This is a genomic window from Zoogloea sp. (assembly GCF_030157465.1).
Classification (GTDB): Bacteria; Pseudomonadota; Gammaproteobacteria; order Burkholderiales; family Rhodocyclaceae; genus Zoogloea.
In genome coordinates this window covers 1-23,016 of the sequence record NZ_JAOAUU010000158.1, presented here as the reverse complement: position 1 = coordinate 23,016, position 23,016 = coordinate 1, and the positions used below count along the sequence as shown (strand labels likewise).

The following is a 23,016-nucleotide window of genomic DNA, read 5'->3' as shown; positions in this document are numbered from 1 at the left end:
GTTGGATTTCGATGGGTCGGGTTTCAGCACACCGGGTGGGCGCGGTGCCAGTCGGTGGCCCGCTGCAGGGCCACGCCGGCCCCCAGCAGGGTCTGCTCGCCCCCCTTGCGGGCGACGAACTGGAATCCGAGGGGCATGCCCGCGGCAGTCTGGCCACAGGGCAGGCTCAGCGCAGGGTGGCCGGTGATGTTGAACGGCGCGGTGAACTGGATGAGGCGCTGATTGGCGTCGGGGTCGGCGGCCAGGGCGCCCAGCTGGTCCAGGGTCGGGGCTGCGATGGGCTGCACCGGCACCAGCAGCAGGTCGATGGTCTCCAGCAGCGCATTGACCCGGCCGGTGAAATCCGCTGCGGACAGCAGCAGGCGCTGGTAGTCGGTGCCGCGCAGGGCGAGGCCCCCGTCGATGAGGCGGCTCAGGGCGGGGCCGTACTCCGCCGCCCGGGCGGGATAGGTCGCGGCGTGAGCCAGGGCGGTCTGGATGCCGCACTGCGCCTCCCACTGGCCGGCGATGGCCCAGGCGTCGGGGAAGCAGATTTCCCGAACCGTGGCACCCAGATCGCGCAGCGTGGCGACGACCTGCTCCAGTGCACGCCGGGTCGTGTCATCGGTGCCGCTGGCGTTCCAGCCGGGGTCGATCCCGATGTTCAGCCCCTTGAGCGGTACGGCCCGGGCACTTCCCGTCGGGCGCGGCCCTGCCGAGGTGGGGTCGAGGGGGTCGTGGCCGGCGATGGCGTTGAACAGGAGGCGGGCATCGGCCGCGCTGCGGGCCATGGGCCCCACGTGGTCGAGCAGCGCCGCCAGCTCGAAGGTGCCGTGCCGGCTCACCCGCCCCCAGCCGGGCTTGAGCCCGGTGAGGCCGTTGGCGGCGCAGGGGAAGCGGATCGAGCCGCCGCTATCGGTGCCGAGGGAGGCACAGCACAAGCCGGCCGCGGTCGCCACGCCGGAGCCACTCGACGAGGCCCCGGTCCAGTGGCCTTCGCCCCAGGGGTTGACCGGCGGGGTGATCGACGGGTGATGGGTGGCGAAAGCGCCCTCGGTCATCTGCAGCTTGCCGAGGATGATGGCCCCCGCCTCGCGCAGCCGGCGCACCACGGTGGCGTCCTGCTGCGGAACGAAATCCCCGTGGATGGTCGTCCCGGCGGCGCTCACGACGCCCTGGGTCCAGAACAGGTCTTTCACCGCGAGGGGAATGCCATCCAGGGGGCCGAGATATTCGCCCCGCCGGATGCGCGCCTCCGCCGCCCGCGCGGTGGCCCGGGCCGCGTCGGCGGTGATCCGGGCGTAGGCGTGCAATTGCGGGTCGAGCGCTTCGATGCGGCGAATGAAGGCGTCCGTCAGCTCCACCGGCGAGAGCTTGCCGGCCCGGATCAGCGGGGCGAGCTGGGAGATTTCCCGATAGTGCAGTCCGCGCATCACAGCCGCTCCAGAAACGCCCGAAGATGGGCGTTGAACTCGTCGGGGCACTCGCTCTGGAGGTGGTGGGCGGCCCGGCCGATCACATGCAGGCGGGCGTCGGCGAACTGGTTGAGCATCAGCATCGGCACATCGACGCCGCCGAACCAGTCGTGCAGGCCCCAGAAGATCAGCGTGGGCGCCTGCACCCGGGGGAAGACGGGAACGAGGTTCTCCCACTCGCCAAAAGCGCCGGGGGTCTGCAGGAGCGCCCGGAAACCCGGGTTGATGCTGGCCTCGTAGCGCAGGCGGACGTTGTCTTCGGTAACCCGCGCGTCGTCGTGGTATTCGAGCCGCGCGATCAGGGCGCGCATCTTGTCCAGGCTGGGGCCCCCGTCGGCGACGAAGTAGTCGTGCATGATGTTGCGGGCGTGCTTGCTGAACAGCGGGAGCGGCGACAGGATGCCCCCCGCCACCGGCTGCGAGCCGATCAGCGTGAGGCTGGCGACGCGCTCCGGCCTGTCCGCGGCCAGGCGGATCGCCACGCAGCCGCCGAAGGACTGGTTGATCAGATGCGCCTTGTCGATGCCCAGGGCGTCCATGAACTGCAGCAGCCTGGCGGCCTGCCACGAAAAGACGGGGCCGCCGATCGGCACCATGTCCGACTGGCCGAACTGGGGAAAATCGATGAAATAGCAGCGCCGCCGGGCCGACACGGCGCCGGCGCTCAGGCGGAAGTTGCTCCAGCCGGTGCTGCCGGGCCCGCCACCGTGGGTAAAGATGGCCGGAATCGCGTCGTCCGGCCCGTCGACCTCGCGGTAATGGATACGAATCCCGTCCACGGTAACGAAGCAGCTGGAGCTGCCCGGAACGACGGGGGGCTCATGGTTCTCGAGCGGCATGGGAAATCTCCTGGAAACAGGCGCAACACGGGCAAGGCGGGCCGGCAAGGCGCCGGCCCAGGGTTGTTACAGGCCCAGCTCGTGGCGTTTGCGGGTGAGGGTGTCGATGAGCACGTACATGATCTTGTGGGCGCAGGGGATGAGATCCGGCACGTAGGTGGCCCCCATCCCGCCCAGGCCTTCGGCGACGGGCAGCGGCGGATTGGGCGCGGGCCACGGCCAGCCGAGGCGGACGGTGGGCACCCCGTAGCGACGCAGCGCGGCGCCGTCGGTCTGGCCGCCGAGCAGATCCGGCACCCCGTGGGGCCGCTGTTCGATGTGCTCCCAGCCGCGCTTGGCCGAAGCCACGATCCAGTTGTCCGGATCGGTGGTGCCGCCGGGCACCGAACCGAACATCTCCCAATCGAGGACGATGTCCGGGTGGCGCTCGCGGAGCGTGTCGACGAAGGCCGCGAACTGGGCCTTCACGTCGGCCGGTGTGGTGCGCGGGTTGATGCGGACATCGAGGAAGATCTCGGTGATCGCGGACGGAAAGGCCGGGCGCTGCGGATCGCCGGAGCGCACCCCGGCGATCCATCCGTGGGGCTTGATCACCCCGGAGGTGTTGCGGTCGGCGTAGTCGAGGAGCCAGGCCTGCAGTTCCTGGATCACCGTGGCGGCGGGCACCACCGAGCTGCGGAAGGCCGGCAGATCGTGGGGCACCCCGGCATAGCCCAGCGTGCCATGCACCCGGAGCTTGAACCAGCCCATGCCGGGCTCTTCGTTGTAGACCCAGTTCCACGGCTTCATGATCACCGCGAAATCGGCGGCCGCGCCGCGGTTGAGCAGGTGCAGAACCCCGTTCGACATGCCCGAGTGCTGCCGCGACGCGATGTCCACCGGCATGCCGCCATCGGCCATGCCGACCATCAGGTCGCCGGTGAGGGGCACGCCGGCTTCGATCAGCGCGGTGGCGATCTCGGTCAGCGTCGCCACCATCGCCTTCGGGTTCGACGCGCCAAGGCCGAACACCCAGTCGTCGAGCATCTGGGCGCGCGGCTGCATGTCGGCCTCACCCTTCGCGCCAGTCCATTGGCTCTCGGCTTCGTCGAGTTCGAGGTGGGTGTCGATCGGCGAATACAGCATCAGCGTGGCGCCGCCACCGCTGCCACGCACCTCGGCGAGCACGTTGCCGCTGGTGTCGGTCATCGGCTGGTAGCGCGCGTCCATGCCCACCTCGGCGAGGTGGCGGGCCATGAACTCGCTGGCGGCGCGGGCGGCGCCGGTGGGGCTGTGGATGTCGACGATCTCGAACAGCAGCTTTTGCAGGCGCTTGGGGTCGATGCGGGCGCAGGCCTGCTCGTACCAGGCTTGCTGTTGGGCGGAAAAACTCGGTCTGGATGAGGTGTTCATGGGGGGCTCCGGGTCAATGACTGGCGACGAATTGCTCACTGAAGATGCGTTCGTGGGGCACCCCGATCTCGAGCAGCCGCTGGGTGGCGGCGTCGATCATCGGTTGAGGGCCGCACAGGTAGGCGACGCTGTCGGGGCCGCTGACGTCGCTGTCGCGAAGCGCCGATACCGGGCTGCCCCCGTGGAGCGAATCGCTTGCGCCCCGGTCGACACAGATCCGGGCCTCCAGCGTGGGCATCCACTGCTTGCGCAGCTCGATCTCGTCGAGGCAGAACAGGGCATCCGGCGTGGCGCAGCCGAAGCTCAGCAGCATCGGCGGCTTGCGCCCGCCCCATTGGCGGACGCCGTCGATCATCGACAGGATCGGCGCCAGCCCGGTGCCGCCGGCTACAAAGATGTGCTTCGCGCGCCGGTACTCCTCGCGCAGGTAGAAGGCGCCGTAGGGCCCCTTGACCGTGACGACGTCATCCGGCCTGGCTTGATGCTCCAGCCAGCCCGACATCGCCCCACCGGGCAGGAGCCGGATCAGCAGTTGCAGCCGCGGCAGCTCGGCGGCGATGCTCGAGGGCGAATAGCTGCGCACCTCGCCGGTGCCGGGCACCTCGATCTGCAGATATTGGCCGGGGCGAAAATCCAGCCAGTTGTCGTCGGCCAGCTCCAGCGTCAACTGCATGACATTCGATGCAATGCGCTCCACGCCATTTACGAAGGCGTGCGCCGTGACCGGGCCGTTGAGGCCGGCGGTGCTCGTGTAGGGCAGTTCGAAGGTGCAGTTCGAGTTGGCCTGGGTGACGCACAGCAGGCGCTGCCCGGCGGCATATTCGCTGCTCAGCAGGCTGGCGCTGGCGCCGGGCCGGGTGGCGGCGTCGCCCGACGACAAAGTGGCGATACAGCTCGAGCAACTGCCCGAATGACACTGGTGCATCAAGGGTGCGCCGGATTCGAGGGCTGCGTCGAGGACGGTACGTGCGTTCTCGACCACGACCTGGTGCGTCACGCCATCGGCGAAGCGCAGGGTGATTTGGTGCATATCGTTCATGGGCCTTGGTTCCATAGCTGGTGTACACGCTCGTGGTGCGCGCCAGGGGCAGCGCTTCGTCGGCATCCTATGAATTCGCCCAGGGATGGTCGCTCCGGTGGAGGCAGGGCTTATCCCGGCAGTGCAGTTTTCAAATGGCGCTTGATGGTGCTGGCGGACGGCCCGAGACCGATCCGGAGATGCGCCGGCTACCCGGCGCTCGCTCGAAGGTCCCGAGGAAACTGCCTTGATCGCCGTCATCTGGAGCCCTCCGCACTGTCCGTGCAGCGCAGGCCTTATCCCAAAAGTGCACCTTTCTTCAGGCCTGCACATTTCGGTGCATGGCAATGACGCGATGCACAAATTAAGGGTATGGGGTTCGGTAGCGTCGGCCTGTTTCGGAGAGGAAATCGGAAAAATACAAACCGATTATTTGAACGCTCCGAATCCGGATATACGAAAAGTGCACTGATTATCCCGGCAGCGCATATTTGTCTGATTTGGCACGGAATCCTTCCGCGCTTTATTCACTAACCGATTGATGGCATGGCCTTTGCTTTGAAAAAACATTCACGAAGCACTCGTGGCAGGCGTGTCTGGACGGGCAAAAATGCAATTCAAATCAATGGCGTTCAGGCAAATATCCCTGCCGAAAAATCGACCAAATTTGTGCAATGCGGGAGTTTATTTTCAGATGAAAATGATTGGAATTTTTCTGCCGCTTCGTTTAAACCTGTTGCCCGGAAGCGGCGCTGTATCCGCGTTCCCGCAAAGACTCATGCATTCGTTATGCGGCCCGGAAACGAATGTTGAAAATCCAAAAAAAACGAGAACGGCCGCAAACGCCCACCAGAGGAGATATTGATGGAGCTCGCACGTCATGATGCAGCGATCCCCTACGCAGCGATCGCCAGCGCAAGCACGTTTCACACACAAGACGTGGAAGAGGCGCGCCAATGGGGCGTTCGCACCTTCTGCGAGAGCCGGCTGACCAAGATCGGCGGCCAGCGTCCGATCGACGCGCAACTGCACCTGCGCCAGGTGCGCGGCGTCGGCTTCGGGCGCATGACTTACGGCGGCGAGGTCAGGGTGGAAGCCAGCGGCTTCGAATCCTTTTACCTGGCGCAGGTGCCGCTGAGCGGGCGCGAAGTCGTCCGCGTCGGCAACGAAACCGTTCTCTCGGCCGGCAAGTGTGGTTCGGTGATCAACACCAACACGCCGGTGCAGATTCAGCACGAGATGGACACCGAAAAGCTGGTGGTGCGGATCGACCGCGAGGCGCTGGAGCGCAACTGCATCCAGCATCTCGGGCACGGCATGCGCCGTCCGCTCGAATTCCAGCCCTCGATGTCGCTCGATAGCGCTGACGGCATGCGCTGGACCAGCCTGCTGCGCTGGATCTACGAGAGCCTGGCGATCGGCGAGACGAGCTTCGACTCACCGATCATCGCCGCACAGGTCGAGCAGATGGTGATCACCATGCTGCTCACCTGCCAGCCTCACAACTGCAGCGAGGAGCTGGCCGGCGAGGAGCGTTCGATCGCCCCGGCCTTCGTAAAACGCATCGAGCGCTATATCGACGAGCACGCCGATGAGCCGATCACGATCGTGGACCTCGCCGAGCATGCCGGCGTCAGCAGCCGCTCCATCTTCAACGGCTTTCGCCGCTTCCGTAACACGTCGCCGATGCTCTACCTGAAGGAAGTGCGGATGCGTCGGGTGAATGAAGAGCTCAAGCGCCTGTCGCTCAACGAATCCACGGTGACGGCGGTGGCCTACAAATGGGGCTTCAGCCACCTCGGCCACTTCACCACCGACTACAAGCGCCGCTTCGGCGAAAGCCCATCCCAGACCCTGGCACGCTGACCCGGGTTCCGAATGCTTTTCCCCACGCCCGCCCGCTGATGCGGGCTTTTTTTTGGGCGCGATTTGCCTCGCCCGCCGCGGATTCGTCGCACGCGAAAACGGCCGTTTTCATTCGTGCGCTAAGGGGATAAGCCGGGCATTGGGTGGAGCGTCGGACAAAGGATGGCCGAATAACATCATTCCCGCATGCACAGCACTTTTCATCACGCTCTCACCCAATCCAGCTACCGGGAGATTCAGATGTCGGACCAACCCATCATTCGTCGGCGTACCCAGAAACTCAACCAGATCAGCGACGAGCGCGTCAATAACCAGAAAACGCAAAGCCAGTATCAGCCTTACAAGGATGCCGCCTGGGGCTTCATCAACCACTGGTATCCGGCCCTCTTCAGCGACGAGCTGCCGGAAGACGACGTTCAAGGCATCCAGATCTGCGGCGTGCCCATCGCGCTGCGACGCGTGGATGGCAAGATCCATGCGCTCAAGGATCGGTGTGTGCACCGCGGCGTGCGCATGTCCGAGAAGAAGATGTGCTTCGACAAGAAGACCATCTCCTGCTGGTACCACGGTTTCACCTTCGACCTGAACGACGGCCGCCTGACGACCATCGTCGGCAACCCGGATGACAAGCTGATCGGCACCACCGGCGTGACGACCTATCCGGTGACTGAAGTGGCCGGCATGATTTTCGTCTTCGTACGTGAGGACGATTACGCCGACGAGGACGTGCCGCCGCTGGAGCACGACCTGCCGTTCCGCTTCCCCAAGAGCAACGATCGCTTCCCCCACCCGCTGTGGCCGAACACGCCCAGCATCCTCGACGAGGGTGCCGTCGCGAAGGGCATGCATCGCACCGGCCAGGGCAACTGGCGCGTCGCCATCGAGAACGGTTTCGACAACGCGCACATCCTGGTGCATAAGGATTGCAGCATCGTCCAGGCGATGAACTGGGTGCTGCCGCTCGGCATCGTGCCGACCGGCGACGATGCGATCAGCGTGGTCGAGGACGAAGACGGCCCGAAGGGCATGATGCAGTGGATGTTCACCGACAAGTGGCAGCCCATCCTGGAAAACAAGGAGCTGGGCGTCGAGGTTCAGGGCGTCAATGCCCGTCCTTATCGCACCTCGGTCGTGATGCCGGGCGTGTTGATGGTGGAGAACTGGCCGGAAGAGCACGTCGTGCAGTACGAGTGGAACGTGCCCATCACCGACGACACGCACGAATACTGGGAAGTGCTGGTGCGCGTGTGCAAGACGCCGAAGGAGCTGGAGGACTACAAGTACCGTTTCGAGCGTGTCTACAAGCCGCTGGCGCTGCATGGCTTCAACGACTGCGACATCTATGCGCGCGAAGCGATGCAGAACTTCTACGCCGACGGCACCGGCTGGGACGACGAGCAACTCGTGTCCACCGACCTGTCGCCCATCACCTGGCGCAAGCTGGCCTCGCGCTGGAACCGCGGCATCGCCAAGCCGGGTCGTGGTGTGGCGGGCTCGCGCAAGGACACCGCGCAACGCTTCCGTGACACCGCCGAGGGCAAGCCGCCGCGTTACAAGACCGACAAGGTCGACTTCTAAGCCTCTTGCCGGGCCTGGGGATGCCGCCGGATCGAGCGGCATCCGTTCCGGCGGGCCTCGGGCCGGCACGGCAAGCAGCCGGTGCCCGACCGTAGCCTGACGGCCGGCCATGCCTTCATCCCATGCGCCCTCCCCCGCGGAGGGCGCCTCCTCACAGGACTACACTGCGATGCAGCAGAACCCGGAAATCGGCCTTTCCATCGATATCGACGGCGTCAGAACCAACTATCACGATCTGGGCGAAGGCCGTCCCGTCCTCATGATCCACGGCTCCGGGCCGGGCGTGAGCGGCTTTGTGAACTGGCGTCTCGCGATGCCGGAACTGGCGAAGGCGTGCCGCGTGATCGTGCCCGACATGCTGGGTTTCGGTTACAGCGCCCGCGATCCGGACGGGCAGTATTCACCGGAGCGCTGGGTGGCCCAGGCGGTGGGCCTGCTGGATGCCCTCGGGGTGGAACAGACGGATATCGTCGGCAACTCGTTTGGCGGCGCCCTGGCGTTGATGCTGGCGATCCAGCATCCCCAGCGTGTCCGCCGGCTGGTGCTGATGGGTGCGGCCGGCGTGGACTTCGAGCTGACACCCGGCCTGGATGCGGTGTGGGGCTATGAGCCGTCGATGGACAACATGCGCCGGATCATGGACGTCTTCGCCTTCGACCGCTCCCGCATCACCGAGGACATCGTGCGCTCCCGCTACGAGGCGAGCATCCAGCCCGGGGCGCAGGAGGCCTTTGCGGCGATGTTCCCCGCCCCGCGTCAGCGCTGGGTGCAGGCGCTCGCCAGCGCCGAGGCATCGATCCGCGCGCTCCCCAACGAAACGCTGGTCATCCATGGCCGCGAGGACAAGGTGATTCCCCTCGCCAATTCGCTGCGCCTGTGCGAGCTGATCCCTCGCGCCCAGTTGCACGTCTATGGCCACTGCGGCCACTGGACACAGATTGAACACGCGGGACGATTCGCGCGCCTGGTGCGCGACTTCCTGACCGAATGAGCCCCCGGTCACGCCTCAACGGGGTGACGGATGACTAGGAGTTGAGCAATGACGCATGACCTCAAGGGCCGCTGGTACGTCCAGTCGTGGACCCAGGAATACGACGATGGACGTGTTGTCCATCCCTTTGGCGAAAAGGTGGAAGGCTTCATCGAGTACGGGGACGAAACCCTCTTCGTTCTCGTGACCCGCTCGCCCCGCACGCCCTTCACCACCGGCGGCCAGTGGGACGCCAGCGATGCGGAAAAGGCCGCGGCCTACAACGAATACCTCTCCTACGCCGGAACCTACTCGGTGGATGGCGATTACGTGACCCACCACGTCGAGCTGGCCATCTTTCCGAACTGGCAGGGTGGCACGCAGCGCCGCAAGATCGTCCGGGGCGACCAGGGCGAGCTGATGCTGGTCGCCCGCCTTGAAGAAGGGACGCCCGAAGCCCGTACCGCCAGGCTGACCTGGCGGCGGACGCGCTGAGGAGGCGTGATCATGAGTCTGGTAAAACGCCTGGCCTACGTGGAAATCGAGGCCTCCGATCTCGCGCGCTGGCGCCTCTTCGGCAGCGACGTGTTCGGTTGCGAAGTGGCGGCGGAGAGCACCGCCGACTGCCTGAAATTCCGTATCGACGCCCGCCCGTGGCGCATCATGGTGTCCCGCGGCGACAAGAACGACTTGAAAACAATCGGCCTGGAAGTGGCCGACCAGAGCGGACTGCAAGAGGTCTGCACCCGGCTCGAGGGCGCCGGGCACGCCTTCCGGCTGGCCAGCCCGGAAGAATGCGCTGCCCGCGGCGTCTACGAAATGTGCTGCCTGACCGACCCCTCGGGCATCGAGGTGGAAGTCTCCTACGGCGGCCTGCTCCGCCCGCAGCAGCCCTTCTGCCCGGCGGTCGGCCACGGCGGCTTCGTGACCGGCGACCAGGGTCTGGGGCACCTCATGCTGGTGGTCGACGACCCCCGGCAGGTGCAGCGCTTTTACGCCGAGATGATGGGCTTCGTCACCAGCGACTACGTGTCCACCAAAAACTACGGCGGGCTCGCCGGGGACTTCATCTTCATGCGCTGCAATCCGCGCCACCACACGCTGGCCTTCGGCCGCCTGCCGATTCCCCGCCGCCTCGGGCACCTCATGCTGCAGGTCAATCGCATCGATGACGTGGGGCTCACGCTCGACCGGGTGCACACCCACGATTTTCGTCAGACGCGCTCTATCGGCCGGCATGTGAACGACAACATGTTCTCCTTCTATGTCGAGTCCCCCTCCAAACTCCAGTTCGAATGCGGCTGGGGCGGGCTGGAAATTGAACCCGACGACACGGACGTGAAGCTCTTCGACGTGACCAGCGTCTGGGGCCACAAACATTTGTAGGCCGGGTTTTCAGCGCAACAAGACACCGGGCCTCGGTGCAAGAATCGAGGCCCCACCCGAGACACCGCATCAAAGCAAGGAGAGACGCAGATGACGACCGAGCAGCCATTTACCTGGAGCGACCGCTTCCTGCTGGGACACAATACGATCGACACGACGCATGCGGAATTTGTCGAATGCGTCGGTGCCCTGCTGAACGCCCGCGACGCTGAAATCCCGGGCGCCCTCGATGCCTTCATCCATCACGCGGAAGCCCATTTCCAACAGGAAAACGACTGGCTCAGCGCCCCCGACTTTCCTGGCGGCGGCGAATGCCATATCGAAGAGCACGAGAAGGTTCTGAATTCAGCGTACGACGTGCGGGAGGTTGTGGCCCAGGGCCGGTTCGACGTGGCCCGCGCTTACGCCCAGGCGCTGGTCGACTGGTTTCCAGGGCACGCGGACTACATGGACTCCGCCCTGGCCACCTGGCTGGTGAAACGCAGCCATAACGGCCGTCCGCTGGTATTTCGCCGCATGGAAGCGGCGTGATCTTCACAGGCCACGCGCGCTGCCGGCCCCGTGAGGCTTGGCGGCAAGGAGGGACCGGACGTGCCACGCCAGCCCCTCCCGCCTGCGGCGGAGAACGCTAGCGAAAGACGACCAGCCGGGCACGCCCGACCAGGGCATACGCTCAACCGGTTTTCCGTACGCATTCCGTACCAAACAAAAAGGCCACCGAACGGGTGGCCTTAGCACTTGGTTTTCAACGATTTTTTGGCGCGCCCGACACGATTCGAACGTGTGACCCCTGCCTTCGGAGGGCAGTACTCTATCCAGCTGAGCTACGGGCGCGCGGTTGAATGCACGACTTTGCGTCGTGCGGCGCGCAGGATAGCGCGAATCGGGGGCGGAGTCCATGCTTTGCCTGACAGAAAGGGAATAGCGTCGCTATAATCAACGCCTTAATCAATCTTGACCGTACTCGAGGAATTCAGCATGTCGGATTTTCATCGCTCTGCCCCCGCCCGTTCCTTCGCGCGGATTGTCCTTTCCATCGGCATTGCCGCCCTGGCTACCCAGCTTGCGGGTTGTGGCAAGAAAGCGGCCGTCGATGAAGAACTCGCAGCTGCGCTGATCCAGCCGGTCGCCCGTGTCGAACTGGCTGCCGCGCCTGCCGTGGCAGCGGGTGCCCGCAAGGGCGAAGATATCTACGCTTCCGTTTGCGGCGCCTGTCACGAAAGCGGCGCGGCCGGCGCGCCGAAGGCGGGCGACAAGGCCGCCTGGGCACCCCGTCTGGCCCAGGGCTTCGATGGCCTGGTCAAGTCTGCGGCGGCGGGCAAGAATGCAATGCCTCCGAGGGGCGGCGCGGCCGATCTGACCGACGGCGAACTGAAGCGCGTGGTGGCCTTCCTGGCCAACAAGGCGGGTGCCGGCTTCAAGGCTCCGGACTGAGTTCGAGCCTTTCCTTCCAGCCGGCATCGCTGAACGAAGCCGGCCGGAAGGAAGCAGCAATAGTCGGCGGCGTAAAAACCGCCAGACATAAAAAAACGCAGACCAGTTGGTCTGCGTTTTTTTGTAGGGTCCCCCGCGAGTGCCGTCAGGCCGGCATCCTGAACCGGAGTTCAGGGAGGTCGCTTTCCTTTCGCCTCAGGCACACTCGACGAGGAGCGCGCACACCGGCGATTTCTATGGGCGGCGACCCATGTCACAAGGACATTGGTTCAAGGAGTTTAAAGCCTTAACCAACACCGCAGGGGATAATCAAATCGAGGGTTGCTGGTGATTCGGGCGGGATCTAGGAGAACTTTTCCTGCTCTGCCAGAACGCCATCCAGGCGACCGTTGATGCGTTCGATTCTACGCTTGAGCGTCGGGATGTCAAATCCGCCCGCACGCTGAAATTGCAGAAACTCGTGGGTGATGTTGAGGGCCGTCATGACGGCCAGGCGCTCGCCGGCAGAGTTGGTCTTGCCGGCCAGATCACGCATTTTTTCGTCGAGATAGGTGACGGCAGCCAGCAGGCCTTCCTTCTCTTCGGGCTTGCAGGCGACGCGGTATTCGCGCCCCAACAGCTTGATGTCGAGGGGTTCCATGTCAGGCCTCCGGGATGCGTGCGAGCAGGGCTTCGAGGCGGGAGCCTACGAGGCCGAGCTTGTCGGTGAGTTCGCGGTTGGCCGCTTCGAGGGCGTCTACACGCTCCTTGAGGCGGCTGTTTTCCGCTGCGGCATCGGCGTAGTGACTCATCAGCCGGGCCTGCTGCGAGGCGTGCTGGCTGATCAGTTGTTCGAGCTTGAGTTCGAGTGAAGCGAGTTCGGCGTCCATCGGCGGAATGTTAGAGAGGGGCGGATGAGCGGTCAAGCAAGCCCGGCACGAAGCGCGGTGGCGGCAGCGCCGTCACCAAAGCAATCGGCGAGGCGAGCGAGGTTCATGTGCCCGGCCATGCTGTCGGCAAGGCGGTCGAGATCGGCTTCGCGGCGGGCACCAAGATCGACCCGTTCGGCATCGGAAACACCGGCCCAGGCGAGCAGTGCGGCAAGGGAATCCGGATGGTCGAAGAGGCCGTGGAGGTAGGTGCCGAGAATTTGCCCGTCGTCCGACAGCACGCCATCGGGGCGACCGCCGGCGAGGTGCACGGAAGGCCGCGCCAGCGCCGGGCCGCGGCTGACGCCCATGTGGATTTCGTAGCCCGAAACCGGGGCGTTACCGGGCAGCGCGAGGGTGCCGGTGACGTTCTCGAGCTGCTTTTCGGCTTCGAGGGTGGTTTCCATGTCGAGCAGGCCAAGGCCGGCGATGCTGGCGGGAGCACCCTCGAGGCCCAGCGGATCGTGGAGCTGGCGACCGAGCATCTGGTAGCCGCCGCAAATGGCCACCAGCTTGCCGCCGTAGCGCAGGTGGCGGCGCAGCGCGGGCTCCCAGCCCTGGGCACGCAGCCAGGCAAGGTCGGCCTGCACGGCCTTGGAGCCGGGCAACACGATCAGGTCGGCCGGCGGAATCGGCTGGCCGGGGCCAACCCACGAAAAATCAACCTGGGGGTGCAGACGCAGGGCGTCGAGATCGGTGTGATTGGAAATACGCGGATAAACCGGAGCAACGACGCGCAGGCGGGCGGCGCCCTCGCTGCCGGATTTATCCACTCGGGCATCGGCAAGGCCGTCCTCGGCGTCGAGGAAGAGCCCGTGCAGGTAGGGCAGCACGCCAAGCACCGGGCGGCCAGTGCGCGCCTCCAGCCAGTCGAGGCCGGATTGCAGCAGTCCGATGTCGCCGCGGAAGCGGTTGATCACAAAGCCCTTTACCCGCGCCTGCTCGGTGGGCGAGAGCAGCTCCAGCGTGCCGACCAGATGCGCGAATACGCCGCCCCGGTCGATGTCGGCGACGATGATCACCGGGCAATCGACTTCTTCGGCGAAGCCCATGTTGGCAATGTCGCGGTCGCGCAGGTTGATTTCGGCGGGGCTGCCGGCGCCTTCAACGAGCACGGCGTCGTAGGCTGCGGTGAGGCGGCCATAGCTTTCGAGCACGGCGGCCATCGCACGGGGCTTGTAGTCGTGGTAGGCCCGGGCCGACAGGTTGGCCACCGCGCGGCCGTGGATGATGACCTGGGCGCCGATGTCGGACGAGGGTTTGAGGAGTACCGGGTTCATGTCGGTATGGGGCGCGAGGCCGGCGGCAATGGCCTGCAGGGCCTGGGCGCGGCCGATCTCGCCACCATCGACGGTGACCGCCGAATTGAGCGCCATGTTCTGCGGCTTGAAGGGCACGACGCTGACGCCGCGCCGGAAAAGCAGGCGGGCGAGGCCGGCGACGAGGGTGCTTTTGCCCGCGTCGGAGGTTGTGCCTTGAACCATCAGGGTGCGGGCTTGACGCATGAATTACAATCCGGGGTGCAAAAGCTTTCGATTATCCCATGCCCGCCCCGCACCTCGCCGCCCTGCTCTCCGTAGCCATTCCGATGGGCCTCGGCCTTCTCCTCGACCGCCTGCTCGGCGAGCCGCCGCATCATCATCCGCTGGTCGGTTTCGGGCGCTACGCGTCGGCGATCGAGCGGCTGTTCCGGCGCCTCGGCGCCAATCGGGGCATCGGCCTGCTGGCCTGGAGCGCCGCCATATTGCCGTGGGTGGCGCTGGCCGGTTCGCTGCGCGAGGGCAACATCTGGCTGGGCCTGCTGCTGGACGTGGGCCTGCTGTATTTTGCGATCGGCAGCCGCAGCCTGGCCGAACACGCCCGCGCGGTGGCCACGCCGCTCATCGCGGGTGATCTGCCCGGCGCGCGCCAGCGCCTGTCGTGGATCGTCTCCCGCGATACCAGCCAGCTCGACGAATCCGGCGTCGCCAAGGCCACCGTCGAATCCGTGCTCGAAAACGGCAACGATGCGATCTTCGGCGCGCTGTTCTGGTTTGCGCTCTTGGGCGGCCCGGGCGCACTGATGTTCCGCCTCGCCAACACACTGGACGCCATGTGGGGCTACCGCAACGAACGCTACCTGCGCTTCGGCTGGGCGGCGGCGCGCATCGACGACGTGCTCAACTACATTCCGGCCCGCCTTACCGCGCTGAGCTACGCCCTGCTCGGCAACACCGCCGACGCCTTGCGCTGCTGGCGCACCCAGGCCCCCACCTGGGACAGCCCCAACGCCGGCCCGGTGATGGCCGCCGGCGCCGGCGCACTGGGCGTGTCCCTGGGCGGCCCGGCGATCTACCACGGCCAGCTGGAAGACCGCCCGCGTCTGGGCACCGGCGAGGCGGCCCGCGCCACCGACATCGACAAAGCCGTGGCGCTGGTCCACAACAGCATCTGGCTGTGGCTGCTGGCCGTGGCCGGCGTGAGCGTGTTTGCCCATGCTTGAGCACGGTGGACGCCTGCGCCTGGCCGCGCAGCGCTACGGCATTCCCCTGGCCGACTGGGTGGATCTATCCACCGGCATCAACCCGCAAGCCTGGCCGGTGCCGCCGCTGGCGCCGGAAGTGTGGCAGCGCCTGCCCGAAACCGACGACGGCCTCGAAGCCGCCGCCGCCGCGTATTACGGCAGCACGCAGCTGCTGCCGGTGGCCGGCTCGCAGGCCGCGATCCAGGCCCTGCCCGCCTGCTTTGCCCCCGGCCGCGTGATCACCCTCGCGCCCACCTACGCCGAACATCCCCACGCCTGGCGCGGGCACGCGCTCACCGCGCTGCCCGGCGCAGAAATCGATGCCGCCGTGGGCAACGCCGACACACTGCTCCTCGTCCAGCCCAACAACCCGGACGGGCAGCGTTTTTCGCGCGAACAACTGCTCGCCTGGCACGCCGATCTGGCCGCTCGCGGCGGACGGCTGATCGTCGACGAAGCCTTTCTCGACGCCGAACCCATGGCCAGCCTTGTGCCCCTGGCCGGGCAGCCGGGGCTGGTGGTACTGCGTTCGGTGGGCAAGTTCTTCGGCCTCGCCGGGGCGCGGGTCGGCTTTGTGTTTGCCGAAGCCGCGCTTCTTGAAAAACTGGCCGACCGGCTCGGGCCGTGGGCCGTGTCGGGCCCGGCGCGGGCGGTGACTGCCGCAGCGCTGGCCGACACCGCCTGGCAGGCCGCCGCCCGGGCGCAACTTGCCGCCAACAGCCAGCGCCTCGCCGCCCTGCTGGACCAGCACGGGCTTGGCGGCGGCGCCGGCACCGCCCTCTTCCAGTGGCGCCCCCGCCCCGACGCGGCCCGCATCCACAGCCAGCTTGCCCAACAGGGCATCCTCACCCGCCTGTTTGAAACCCCGCCCGGCCTGCGCTTCGGCCTGCCCGGCAACGAAACCGAATGGGCACGCCTCGCCGCCGCCCTCACCCGCCTCCGGATTCTCTGAGAAAGCCCGCCCCATGCGCCGTTTGCTCCTCACCCTGCTGCTTGCCGCGGGCTCTGCCCAGGCCGCCATCGACATCACCGACGATACCGGCCAGGCCCTGCACCTCGCCCAGCCGGCCAAACGCATCGTCAGCCTCGCCCCGCACATCACCGAAATGCTGTTTGCCGCCGGCGCCGGCAACCAGGTGGTCGGCGCGGTGCAATACAGCGACTACCCCGACGCCGCCAAAAAGATCACCCGGGTTGGCGGCTACACCTCGGTGGACATGGAAAAGGTCGCCGCCCTCAAGCCCGACCTCGTCGTGGCCTGGAAGAGCGGCAACCGCGGCGCCCACCTGGACAAACTGCGCGCCCTCGGCATCCCGGTGTTCATCAACGAGCCGCGCCGCATCGACGACGTGGCCAGGAGCATCGCCCAGCTCGGCAAGCTTGCCGGCACCGACAGCGCTGGCGAAGCTGCCGCCCAGGCCTTCCGCAAGCGCCACGCGGCGCTGGCCGCCAAGTATTCGGCGCGGCCGCCGGTACGCATCTTTTATGAAGCCTGGAACCGCCCGCTGATGACCATCAACGGCGAGCATCTCATTTCGGACGTGATCCGCCTGTGCGGCGGCGACAACGTGTTTGCCAAACTGCCGATGCTGGCGCCGACCATCGACGCCGAAGCCGTGCTGGCCGCCATGCCCGAAGTCATCGTCGCCAGCGGCATGGGCGAAGGCCGGCCGGAGTGGCTGGACGACTGGCGCAAATGGACCAAACTGCCGGCCGTGGCGCAGGGCAATCTGTTCTTCATCCCGCCGGACCAGATCCAGCGCCACACGCCGCGCATCCTCGACGGCGCCGAACGCCTGTGCGGCCAGCTCGACGAAGCGCGAGCCCGGCGATGAAAACCGGCGCAGTTCTCATCGCCCTGCTGACCGCGGTCGCCGGCCCGGCGATGGCAGCCGACAGCGGGCCGCTGCCCGGCGAGATCGTCACCGCCATCGGCCAGGTTGCGGCAATTCCGGCCGACCGGCGCAAGGTGCCCGGTTTTGCCGGCGCCTGGCGCACGGCGACATCCCAGGACAAGGTGCTTGAACGCATCCAGGCGCTGGAGGCCAAGTCGACGCCGCCCTGCACCGACGTGCGCGTCACCCACACCGTGCAGGCTGCGCCGGATCTCATCGAAACCCGCCCCGCCCGTGTCCACCATTCACTGGAGCGCTGGACCGTGCAGGCCTGCGGCGCCACCCGCGAGTACGACGCGTGGTATCGCTTCGAGCGCGACGCCTCGCGCCTGGTGGTGGCCGAAAGCACCGCCTCCGACTTTCAGGCCGAACTCAACCCGCCCTACCGGCGCCTGCGCGAACTGGCCGCCAAACGCCGCACCGAAGAAGCAGCCGGCGGCGCGCGCTGGCTCAACCTGCCCTTGCCGCCCGACACCCTTCCCGTTGCCAACGGCAACACCGGCAAAGGCGGAAGCTGGAGCGCCGATTTCGCGCCCCTCGGCGAGAGCATCCGCGAATGGACCCAGCTGATCTCGGTGCAGGGCCTGCCGCGCAGCAAGCGCCCCGGGCAGGCCCTCGCCCTGCTCGAAGGCATGCAGGCCGCGCGGGCCAGGCGCTGCGGCATTCCCGCCGGCACCGTCGAAAGTGTGCGCTGGGGTGACGGCCAATCGGGCCAGACCCTGCAAACCCTGCTCGTCTGCCCCCGCGTGCCCGACACCAATTTCGCCGAACTGGCCGTCGTCAAAGCCATCGAAGGGCCGGATTTTTTGTATGTTGTTCAGCGCAGCTGGCGCCTGCCGGCCGGCGATGCCGCCAAGGTCCACGCCGACAGCCGCGGCCAGCAAGCCGCCGCCGAAGCCTTTCTCGCCGATGTGCGCCTGTGCAATCCGGCGAGCGACACATCGGGCTGTCCGTCACCTTTTCCCCGCTGAGGCACCCATGGCCCGCCTGCCCCAACGCATCGTCTGTCTGTCGACCGAAACCGTCGAAGTGATCTATCTGCTCGGCGAGGAAGCCCGCATCGCCGGCATTTCGGGCTTCACCACCCACCCGCCCCGGGCGCGCAAGGAAAAACCCAAGGTCAGCGGTTTCAGCAGCGCCAAGATCGAACGCATCCTCGCCGTCGAACCCGATCTGGTGCTGGCATTTTCGGATTTACAGGGGGACATCGCCCGCGACCTGATCAAAGCGGGCGTGGCCGTACACGTCTTCAACCACCGCAGCGTGGACGGCATCCTGGCGATGATCGAAACCGTCGGCCGGCTGGTTGGCGCCGACGCCAGGGCGCTCGCACTCGTCGCCGAACTGGAGCAGACCATCGCCACCGAGCGCGCGGCCGGCGAAGCCCGCGCCGCCCGCCTCGGACGTCGGCCGAAAGTCTATTTCGAAGAATGGAACGAACCGCTGATCACCGGCATCCGCTGGGTGTCGGAGCTGATCGGCATCGCCGGCGGAGAAGACTGCTTCGGCGAACTCTCGGTTCACCCCAACGCCAAACAGCGCATCCTCGCCGACCCGGCGGTGGTCATTCCCCGCGCGCCGGATCTCATCATCGGCTCGTGGTGCGGCAAGCACTTTCAGCCGGCGCATGTCACCAGCCGGCCAGGCTGGGAAGCCATCCCCGCGGTAAAAGACGGGCATGTCGTCGAGATCAAATCGGCCATCCTGCTGGCGCCCGGCCCCGCCGCCATCCGCGAAGGCCTGCCCGCCATCGGACGCTGCCTCGACAGCCTCGGCTGAAGCAGCCGGCCGCCGAGGGCGGCGATCAGGGCAATGCGGCCTTAACGCCGCACGCCCACCACCTTCTGGTAAAGCCCGCCGAAGAAGGTTTCCTTGGTCCATTCGAAACCGGCCGTCTCCGGCACCAGGCTGTCGATGGATTCGGCCAGCAGCGAATTGGCGAAGGGCTCCAGGTAGCGGAACACCAGCGCCATGATCGGCCGCATCGGATGCCAGCCGCGCGGCCGGTGGTAATCCACGAAAACGATCTTGCCACCCGGCTCGACCGCGTTGAGCAGGTTGCTCACAATCCGCTGCCGGGCGTGGGGCGGCACCTCGTGCAGCAGAAAAAAGCAGCACACCGCATCGAAAGTCGTCCCCACCGGCTCGGTCAGATCCGCCACGTGAGCCGACGAAGCCGGCCACGGCGCCAGCTTGCGCCGTGTGTTGGCAATCTGGATCGACGCCACATCGAGCACCGTCAATTGCCCGTCGCCCCCCAGTCGCCGCGCCAGCCGCTGCGAAAAATCCCCATACACCGCCGCCGCCTGCAACACCCGCTGACCGGCACTGAACTCACGCACCGCAGCATTCATCAGGCGACTCGCGTTTCCCCACAGAATCGCCGAAACCACCACCGGCTGATCCAGCCAGGGAACGGTACGGTGATCGAGGTAAGCCCAAGTGTAGGTGTCTCGAAGGTAATCGGGGACGGGAGGAGTGGCTGCGGAATTGGTGTTGGGCATGGGGGCGCTTTTCAAAGGCTGCAGCTTCGCGGACAACACGGCCAAATCGCCGGCAACCCGCGTCGGACTTGAATCTCGCCGAATCATACGGCGAAACGGCGGGTTCATGCAGACTGCAGCACGGCTGATCGGTGAGGCCCACTTGCGGTGGGAATGGCCCCATCAAGCTCAGGGCGCTCCCGACTCCACAACCGTCTTCAGCCCCTGAAAAAGCATGGCTTCCGTGAAGTTCTGCTGAATTCGCTCTCGCTCATCCGCAGGCAACTTGACGCCTGGCGCATCACTATTCCAACGGTCAAAAGCGTCTGGATTAATGATGACGCAAGCCTGCCCATCATGGATGCCACTCTCCACATAGATCGACATCACCTTTCCCGCCTCTCGATAGTCGGCGTCGAAACGACCTGTAAATTGAACCTCAAATCCTGCGTCACTCCTGACGCCCTGCTTATTCAACCAGGTGAACATTTGGTTTCCTCGCAATTGCCTTGAGAACGGGGTGACCGGGCTGGGAACGGATAAACCTTTAAGCCCCTTGCAGCCTTGAACGCAATGGCTTGTGCAGCATTTAAAGCCTCAGCCAGCTCAGGATCACTCTCCTCAAACTCCCGCACCGCAAAATGCCCGACAATAATATCTTTCAGGCGGGATCGATCTCTTTCATCCCCCCGCAGCACCGATAACAAATACTCCAACTGAGCTACCGTCGATGTGAATATTTCAAACTCAGGATTTTTCCTCAATCGAACGCGTGCAAGCGCCAAAGCTCTTTCAACTGTTTTTAAAGCAGTCATAACCCTATCCTTAGTGACCTATAACAACGGGGTACAGGGCGGTGAGTTGTGTGCAACAGGACGGATCAGGCACCAGAACGCGTCTTTGATCGAGCCGAAAAATTCAGTCCCACGCACCACGCAGCAACCATAAAAAGAGCAGCCTGACACGGAGGAGCTTTATTGCCAACCTCAGCTCTCACGGCACCATCTCAAGAAACAATTCCCAATTAATTTCTCTAGCCCCACCCGAAACAAGCCATACAAAATAGTCAGCGGCAAGTTGGTAATCCTTGAATACGGCCAATGCGGTTCTTTGCCCACGCTGCTCAGCATAGATGATGAACTTGCTTTCAGCCTGTTCAAACCATATGGCTCCAGACGTTCAATAGAGTGATAAGGCGTTCCATCTATTTCCCACCCCAAGCCTTGAATACCGTCCAGAGCTTCACCAATAAACCTAAAACCCTTCCAACACTCCTTTCCATTGCACCAGGATTTTGACCTGGATGCCGAAAAGGTCGATTGAACTCATCAGCCACATACTGAGGAACATCGATGGCTGCTGACATCTCAGATCAACTTTCTTGAAAAATATTCCTCGACGCGATTATTAATTTCCATACCAGCAAGCTGTTTTGTATCGTGCTGAAGCACCCTGCCGTCCTTGCCAAACCATGGCGCAGCGTGACTTTCTTCGAGCCTAAACGGTTACAAGTTACGATCAAAAATCAGCTTCATTCAAACGATTATATTCATCGCGATAAAAATCTACATTTTTAAAAACATCGCTCCTCTCAAACGACAAAAAATCTATCTGACTCTGAATTGATAGCGACCCATACTCTTTTCCTTTTAAATTACTAAAGACTTGCATCAAAATAGGAATCGAAAACCCATCAACGGCCCAGCCACTTCCTTCCCGATAAACGATAGACGTTCTCCAAGCAGGGGCACCATATTTTTCACATTCAAATCTAAAAATCCAGTTCTTATCAACCGAAAACTCCATACAAAGCTCAGAGTCCTTTTGGATCTGGCCATCAAACCCTGCTAGAAGCAGCGCTCTCCTTGCGCTCAAAGCGTGTAAACGACAATCCTCTTTCACTGTTCCAATATCCGTATGTAGCGACAACTCATCAATCTAAAATTGCCATCCTCAAGCCCAAACCGACTTCGAAACACTTTGCCATCGGCGGTTGAATCCCTCAATCCCTCGGAAACGAAAGACCTACCTTGTAGGCATTGCAAATGAAACCTTCCTCGGCCGGATTGTCATGGCAATCGTAGCGACCCGACATACCCCACCGCAAAATTTCGTTCACCTTCATGAACTTACACGCCCCCTGTTCACAGCCGCATAAAGTGTGTAGTTTCCTGGCTTTTTGGGCTTCCCATGAAGACAGGAGTGATGCCGCTGATGCAGGTGTTTGTTTCGATCTCCGATCCGCGCAGCCCTCGGCACACGCAGCACGATCTGGCCGAACTTCTGACGGTCGTGGTGTGCGGGGTGCTCAGCAGCGCGGACGATTTTGTGGGCATTGAGGAGTGGGCCAAGTTGAAACTCGACTGGCGGCGGGGTTTCATGAAGCTTGAGCAGGGCATCCCGTCCCACGACACGCTGGCCCGCGTGTTCGGGCTGATTTCGCCCGACGAGTTCGAGGCCGCCTTCCGGCGCTGGGTGGGCATGGTGATCCCCGCGCTGGCAAAAGACACGGTGGTGGCCATCGACGGCAAGACCCGCCGCCGGTCTCACAACAAGAATGACGCCGACTCCCATCCGCTGCACCTGGTGAGCGCCTTCGCCGCCGGCCTCGGGGTCGTTCTGGGGCAGAAGGCCACCGAGGAGAAATCCAACGAGATCACCGCCATTCCCGAGCTGCTCAAGACCCTGGCGCTCCAAGGGACGATCGTGACCATCGACGCAATGGGCACCCAGACGAAGATCGCCGAAACGATCCGCAAAGGCGAGGCCGACTATGTGCTGTGCGTGAAGGACAACCACCCGAATCTGCTCGATTCGATCATGTTTGCCGGGCTGGGCCCGGAGGGTGCGCTGCGGCCCTGCTCGACTGACGAGGTCACGGCCACGAAAACGAATCATGGCCGTCTCGAGGTGCGCCGCTGCTGGGCCTACGACGCGGTGGATCGGCTCTACAAGCATGAACAGTGGCAGGACATCCACAGCTTCGCCATCATCGAGCGCGAGCGCACGGAGGACGGGCGGACGAGCATTGAGCGCGCGTATTACATCAGCAGCCTGCCCGCAGACGCCGCACGCCTGGCCCGTGCGGTGAGGAGCCATTGGGAAGTGGAAAACCGGCTCCACTGGTGCCTCGATGTTCAGCTCGCGGACGACCAGTCCCGCACTCGCAGTGGTTTCGCGGCCAATAACCTCGCAATCGTCCGCCATATCGTGATGAATCTATTGCGCCTCAACACGGCGTTGTTGCATAACTCTGGCTCAAGCCAAGTAACCCCAACCCCAGGCGGATT

25 protein-coding genes, 1 tRNA gene and 1 other RNA gene are annotated in these 23,016 nt (G+C 64.6%); 14 read left to right on the top strand and 13 right to left on the bottom strand.

Annotation, left to right across the window (positions count from 1 at the left end; all coding sequences use genetic code 11):
- Positions 1-23: 23 nt before the first annotated feature.
- From Q1W26_RS19400 to Q1W26_RS19385, 4 genes are all read right to left on the bottom strand, one after another.
- Complete coding sequence (locus tag Q1W26_RS19400; RefSeq protein WP_300443500.1) at positions 24-1,412, bottom strand: amidase; 1,389 nt, start codon at positions 1,410-1,412, stop codon at positions 24-26.
- The gene (locus Q1W26_RS19395) at positions 1,412-2,293 is read right to left on the bottom strand and encodes an alpha/beta hydrolase (RefSeq protein ID WP_300443497.1); all 882 of its coding nucleotides are present in this window, start codon (positions 2,291-2,293) and stop codon (positions 1,412-1,414) included. Before Q1W26_RS19395 ends, Q1W26_RS19400 begins: the two co-directional genes overlap by 1 nt.
- Before the next feature lie 66 nt (positions 2,294-2,359).
- Positions 2,360-3,685 (bottom strand): acetylornithine deacetylase, encoded by a 1,326-nt coding sequence (locus tag Q1W26_RS19390; protein ID WP_300443494.1) that lies wholly within the window; start codon positions 3,683-3,685, stop codon positions 2,360-2,362.
- Between the two features lie 13 nt (positions 3,686-3,698).
- Entirely contained in the window at positions 3,699-4,724 is a 1,026-nt protein-coding gene (locus tag Q1W26_RS19385) for a ring-hydroxylating dioxygenase ferredoxin reductase family protein (RefSeq protein WP_300443492.1), read from the bottom strand.
- A gap of 525 nt (positions 4,725-5,249) precedes the next feature.
- Here Q1W26_RS19385 and Q1W26_RS19380 point away from each other — a divergent pair.
- The 7 genes from Q1W26_RS19380 to Q1W26_RS19350 all read left to right on the top strand — a co-directional run bounded on the left by Q1W26_RS19380 (position 5,250) and on the right by Q1W26_RS19350 (position 11,034).
- A complete protein-coding gene (locus tag Q1W26_RS19380) occupies positions 5,250-5,516 on the top strand; it encodes a hypothetical protein (RefSeq protein WP_300443489.1) in 267 nt (88 codons plus the stop codon).
- 51 nt (positions 5,517-5,567) lie between these two features.
- Complete coding sequence (locus Q1W26_RS19375; RefSeq protein WP_300443486.1) at positions 5,568-6,569, top strand: AraC family transcriptional regulator; 1,002 nt, start codon at positions 5,568-5,570, stop codon at positions 6,567-6,569.
- Positions 6,570-6,809: 240 nt separating this feature from the next.
- Positions 6,810-8,147 carry a Rieske 2Fe-2S domain-containing protein gene (locus Q1W26_RS19370; RefSeq protein ID WP_300443478.1) on the top strand — a complete coding sequence of 446 codons (1,338 nt, stop codon included), beginning with the start codon at positions 6,810-6,812 and terminating at the stop codon, positions 8,145-8,147.
- Positions 8,148-8,316: 169 nt separating this feature from the next.
- Complete coding sequence (locus Q1W26_RS19365) at positions 8,317-9,138, top strand: alpha/beta hydrolase (protein ID WP_300443477.1); 822 nt, start codon at positions 8,317-8,319, stop codon at positions 9,136-9,138.
- 48 nt (positions 9,139-9,186) lie between these two features.
- Positions 9,187-9,612, top strand: a complete 426-nt coding sequence (locus tag Q1W26_RS19360) for a lipocalin-like domain-containing protein (RefSeq protein ID WP_300443476.1) — start codon at positions 9,187-9,189, stop codon at positions 9,610-9,612.
- A 12-nt stretch (positions 9,613-9,624) separates the two neighbouring features.
- Entirely contained in the window at positions 9,625-10,503 is an 879-nt protein-coding gene (locus Q1W26_RS19355; RefSeq protein ID WP_300443475.1) for a VOC family protein, read from the top strand.
- Positions 10,504-10,593: 90 nt separating this feature from the next.
- On the top strand, positions 10,594-11,034 hold the full coding sequence (locus Q1W26_RS19350; RefSeq protein ID WP_300443474.1) for a hemerythrin domain-containing protein: 441 nt from the start codon (positions 10,594-10,596) through the stop codon (positions 11,032-11,034).
- Between the two features lie 226 nt (positions 11,035-11,260).
- Here Q1W26_RS19350 and Q1W26_RS19345 read toward each other — a convergent pair.
- Positions 11,261-11,337, bottom strand: a tRNA-Arg gene (locus Q1W26_RS19345).
- A gap of 144 nt (positions 11,338-11,481) precedes the next feature.
- Here Q1W26_RS19345 and Q1W26_RS19340 point away from each other — a divergent pair.
- On the top strand, positions 11,482-11,937 hold the full coding sequence (locus Q1W26_RS19340) for a c-type cytochrome (RefSeq protein WP_300443473.1): 456 nt from the start codon (positions 11,482-11,484) through the stop codon (positions 11,935-11,937).
- 126 nt (positions 11,938-12,063) lie between these two features.
- Here Q1W26_RS19340 and ssrS read toward each other — a convergent pair.
- The 4 genes from ssrS to Q1W26_RS19320 form a co-directional block, all read right to left on the bottom strand.
- Positions 12,064-12,245, bottom strand: a non-coding RNA gene (gene ssrS, locus Q1W26_RS19335) — 6S RNA.
- Between the two features lie 35 nt (positions 12,246-12,280).
- Positions 12,281-12,577, bottom strand: a complete 297-nt coding sequence (locus Q1W26_RS19330) for a cell division protein ZapA (RefSeq protein WP_300443472.1) — start codon at positions 12,575-12,577, stop codon at positions 12,281-12,283.
- A 1-nt stretch (position 12,578) separates the two neighbouring features.
- Positions 12,579-12,806, bottom strand: coding sequence for a hypothetical protein (locus Q1W26_RS19325; RefSeq protein ID WP_300443471.1), 228 nt, complete (start codon positions 12,804-12,806; stop codon positions 12,579-12,581).
- A gap of 32 nt (positions 12,807-12,838) precedes the next feature.
- Complete coding sequence (locus Q1W26_RS19320; protein ID WP_300443470.1) at positions 12,839-14,350, bottom strand: cobyric acid synthase; 1,512 nt, start codon at positions 14,348-14,350, stop codon at positions 12,839-12,841.
- 38 nt (positions 14,351-14,388) lie between these two features.
- Between Q1W26_RS19320 and cbiB the strand changes: the two genes are divergently transcribed.
- Genes cbiB through Q1W26_RS19295 form a run of 5 tightly spaced genes read left to right on the top strand, consistent with a single transcriptional unit; the run spans position 14,389 to position 19,022 of the window.
- Entirely contained in the window at positions 14,389-15,327 is a 939-nt protein-coding gene (gene cbiB, locus Q1W26_RS19315; protein WP_300443469.1) for an adenosylcobinamide-phosphate synthase CbiB, read from the top strand.
- Positions 15,320-16,300 (top strand): threonine-phosphate decarboxylase CobD, encoded by a 981-nt coding sequence (gene cobD, locus Q1W26_RS19310; RefSeq protein WP_300443468.1) that lies wholly within the window; start codon positions 15,320-15,322, stop codon positions 16,298-16,300. Before cbiB ends, cobD begins: the two co-directional genes overlap by 8 nt.
- 13 nt (positions 16,301-16,313) lie before the next feature.
- Complete coding sequence (locus tag Q1W26_RS19305) at positions 16,314-17,183, top strand: cobalamin-binding protein (protein WP_300443467.1); 870 nt, start codon at positions 16,314-16,316, stop codon at positions 17,181-17,183.
- On the top strand, positions 17,180-18,214 hold the full coding sequence (locus tag Q1W26_RS19300) for a hypothetical protein (protein WP_300443465.1): 1,035 nt from the start codon (positions 17,180-17,182) through the stop codon (positions 18,212-18,214). The genes Q1W26_RS19305 and Q1W26_RS19300 overlap by 4 nt, the downstream gene beginning before the upstream one ends.
- A 7-nt stretch (positions 18,215-18,221) precedes the next feature.
- A complete protein-coding gene (locus Q1W26_RS19295) occupies positions 18,222-19,022 on the top strand; it encodes a cobalamin-binding protein (protein WP_300443463.1) in 801 nt (266 codons plus the stop codon).
- Positions 19,023-19,063: 41 nt separating this feature from the next.
- Here Q1W26_RS19295 and rquA read toward each other — a convergent pair whose 3' ends face one another.
- The 4 genes from rquA to Q1W26_RS19275 form a co-directional block, all read right to left on the bottom strand.
- Complete coding sequence (gene rquA / locus Q1W26_RS19290; RefSeq protein ID WP_300443461.1) at positions 19,064-19,747, bottom strand: rhodoquinone biosynthesis methyltransferase RquA; 684 nt, start codon at positions 19,745-19,747, stop codon at positions 19,064-19,066.
- A gap of 168 nt (positions 19,748-19,915) precedes the next feature.
- Positions 19,916-20,215, bottom strand: coding sequence for a hypothetical protein (locus Q1W26_RS19285; RefSeq protein ID WP_300443458.1), 300 nt, complete (start codon positions 20,213-20,215; stop codon positions 19,916-19,918).
- Positions 20,200-20,541 (bottom strand): immunity protein Tsi6 family protein, encoded by a 342-nt coding sequence (locus Q1W26_RS19280; protein WP_300443455.1) that lies wholly within the window; start codon positions 20,539-20,541, stop codon positions 20,200-20,202. Before Q1W26_RS19280 ends, Q1W26_RS19285 begins: the two co-directional genes overlap by 16 nt.
- A gap of 703 nt (positions 20,542-21,244) precedes the next feature.
- Complete coding sequence (locus tag Q1W26_RS19275) at positions 21,245-21,628, bottom strand: hypothetical protein (protein WP_300443452.1); 384 nt, start codon at positions 21,626-21,628, stop codon at positions 21,245-21,247.
- A gap of 288 nt (positions 21,629-21,916) precedes the next feature.
- On the opposite strand from Q1W26_RS19275, the gene Q1W26_RS19270 reads away from it, so the two are divergent.
- On the top strand, positions 21,917-23,016 hold a 1,100-nt coding region (locus tag Q1W26_RS19270; protein ID WP_300443449.1), incomplete at its 3' end, for an ISAs1 family transposase.

Bases quoted from the DNA above. Each gene is read 5' to 3' on its own strand.
- Q1W26_RS19305 (WP_300443467.1), top strand. From the start codon at position 16,314: ATGCGCCGTTTGCTCCTCACCCTGCTGCTTGCCGCGGGCTCTGCCCAG.
- Q1W26_RS19385 (WP_300443492.1), bottom strand. From the start codon at position 4,724: ATGAACGATATGCACCAAATCACCCTGCGCTTCGCCGATGGCGTGACG.
- cobD (WP_300443468.1), top strand. From the start codon at position 15,320: ATGCTTGAGCACGGTGGACGCCTGCGCCTGGCCGCGCAGCGCTACGGC.
- Q1W26_RS19365 (WP_300443477.1), top strand. From the start codon at position 8,317: ATGCAGCAGAACCCGGAAATCGGCCTTTCCATCGATATCGACGGCGTC.
- Q1W26_RS19360 (WP_300443476.1), top strand. From the start codon at position 9,187: ATGACGCATGACCTCAAGGGCCGCTGGTACGTCCAGTCGTGGACCCAG.
- Q1W26_RS19320 (WP_300443470.1), bottom strand. From the start codon at position 14,350: ATGCGTCAAGCCCGCACCCTGATGGTTCAAGGCACAACCTCCGACGCG.
- Q1W26_RS19390 (WP_300443494.1), bottom strand. From the start codon at position 3,685: ATGAACACCTCATCCAGACCGAGTTTTTCCGCCCAACAGCAAGCCTGG.
- Q1W26_RS19350 (WP_300443474.1), top strand. From the start codon at position 10,594: ATGACGACCGAGCAGCCATTTACCTGGAGCGACCGCTTCCTGCTGGGA.
- Q1W26_RS19330 (WP_300443472.1), bottom strand. From the start codon at position 12,577: ATGGAACCCCTCGACATCAAGCTGTTGGGGCGCGAATACCGCGTCGCC.
- Q1W26_RS19380 (WP_300443489.1), top strand. From the start codon at position 5,250: ATGGCCTTTGCTTTGAAAAAACATTCACGAAGCACTCGTGGCAGGCGT.
- Q1W26_RS19285 (WP_300443458.1), bottom strand. From the start codon at position 20,215: ATGTTCACCTGGTTGAATAAGCAGGGCGTCAGGAGTGACGCAGGATTT.
- Q1W26_RS19280 (WP_300443455.1), bottom strand. From the start codon at position 20,541: ATGACTGCTTTAAAAACAGTTGAAAGAGCTTTGGCGCTTGCACGCGTT.
- Q1W26_RS19355 (WP_300443475.1), top strand. From the start codon at position 9,625: ATGAGTCTGGTAAAACGCCTGGCCTACGTGGAAATCGAGGCCTCCGAT.
- Q1W26_RS19395 (WP_300443497.1), bottom strand. From the start codon at position 2,293: ATGCCGCTCGAGAACCATGAGCCCCCCGTCGTTCCGGGCAGCTCCAGC.
- Q1W26_RS19340 (WP_300443473.1), top strand. From the start codon at position 11,482: ATGTCGGATTTTCATCGCTCTGCCCCCGCCCGTTCCTTCGCGCGGATT.
- cbiB (WP_300443469.1), top strand. From the start codon at position 14,389: ATGCCCGCCCCGCACCTCGCCGCCCTGCTCTCCGTAGCCATTCCGATG.
- Q1W26_RS19400 (WP_300443500.1), bottom strand. From the start codon at position 1,412: ATGCGCGGACTGCACTATCGGGAAATCTCCCAGCTCGCCCCGCTGATC.
- Q1W26_RS19300 (WP_300443465.1), top strand. From the start codon at position 17,180: ATGAAAACCGGCGCAGTTCTCATCGCCCTGCTGACCGCGGTCGCCGGC.
- rquA (WP_300443461.1), bottom strand. From the start codon at position 19,747: ATGCCCAACACCAATTCCGCAGCCACTCCTCCCGTCCCCGATTACCTT.
- Q1W26_RS19295 (WP_300443463.1), top strand. From the start codon at position 18,222: ATGGCCCGCCTGCCCCAACGCATCGTCTGTCTGTCGACCGAAACCGTC.
- Q1W26_RS19375 (WP_300443486.1), top strand. From the start codon at position 5,568: ATGGAGCTCGCACGTCATGATGCAGCGATCCCCTACGCAGCGATCGCC.
- Q1W26_RS19325 (WP_300443471.1), bottom strand. From the start codon at position 12,806: ATGGACGCCGAACTCGCTTCACTCGAACTCAAGCTCGAACAACTGATC.
- Q1W26_RS19370 (WP_300443478.1), top strand. From the start codon at position 6,810: ATGTCGGACCAACCCATCATTCGTCGGCGTACCCAGAAACTCAACCAG.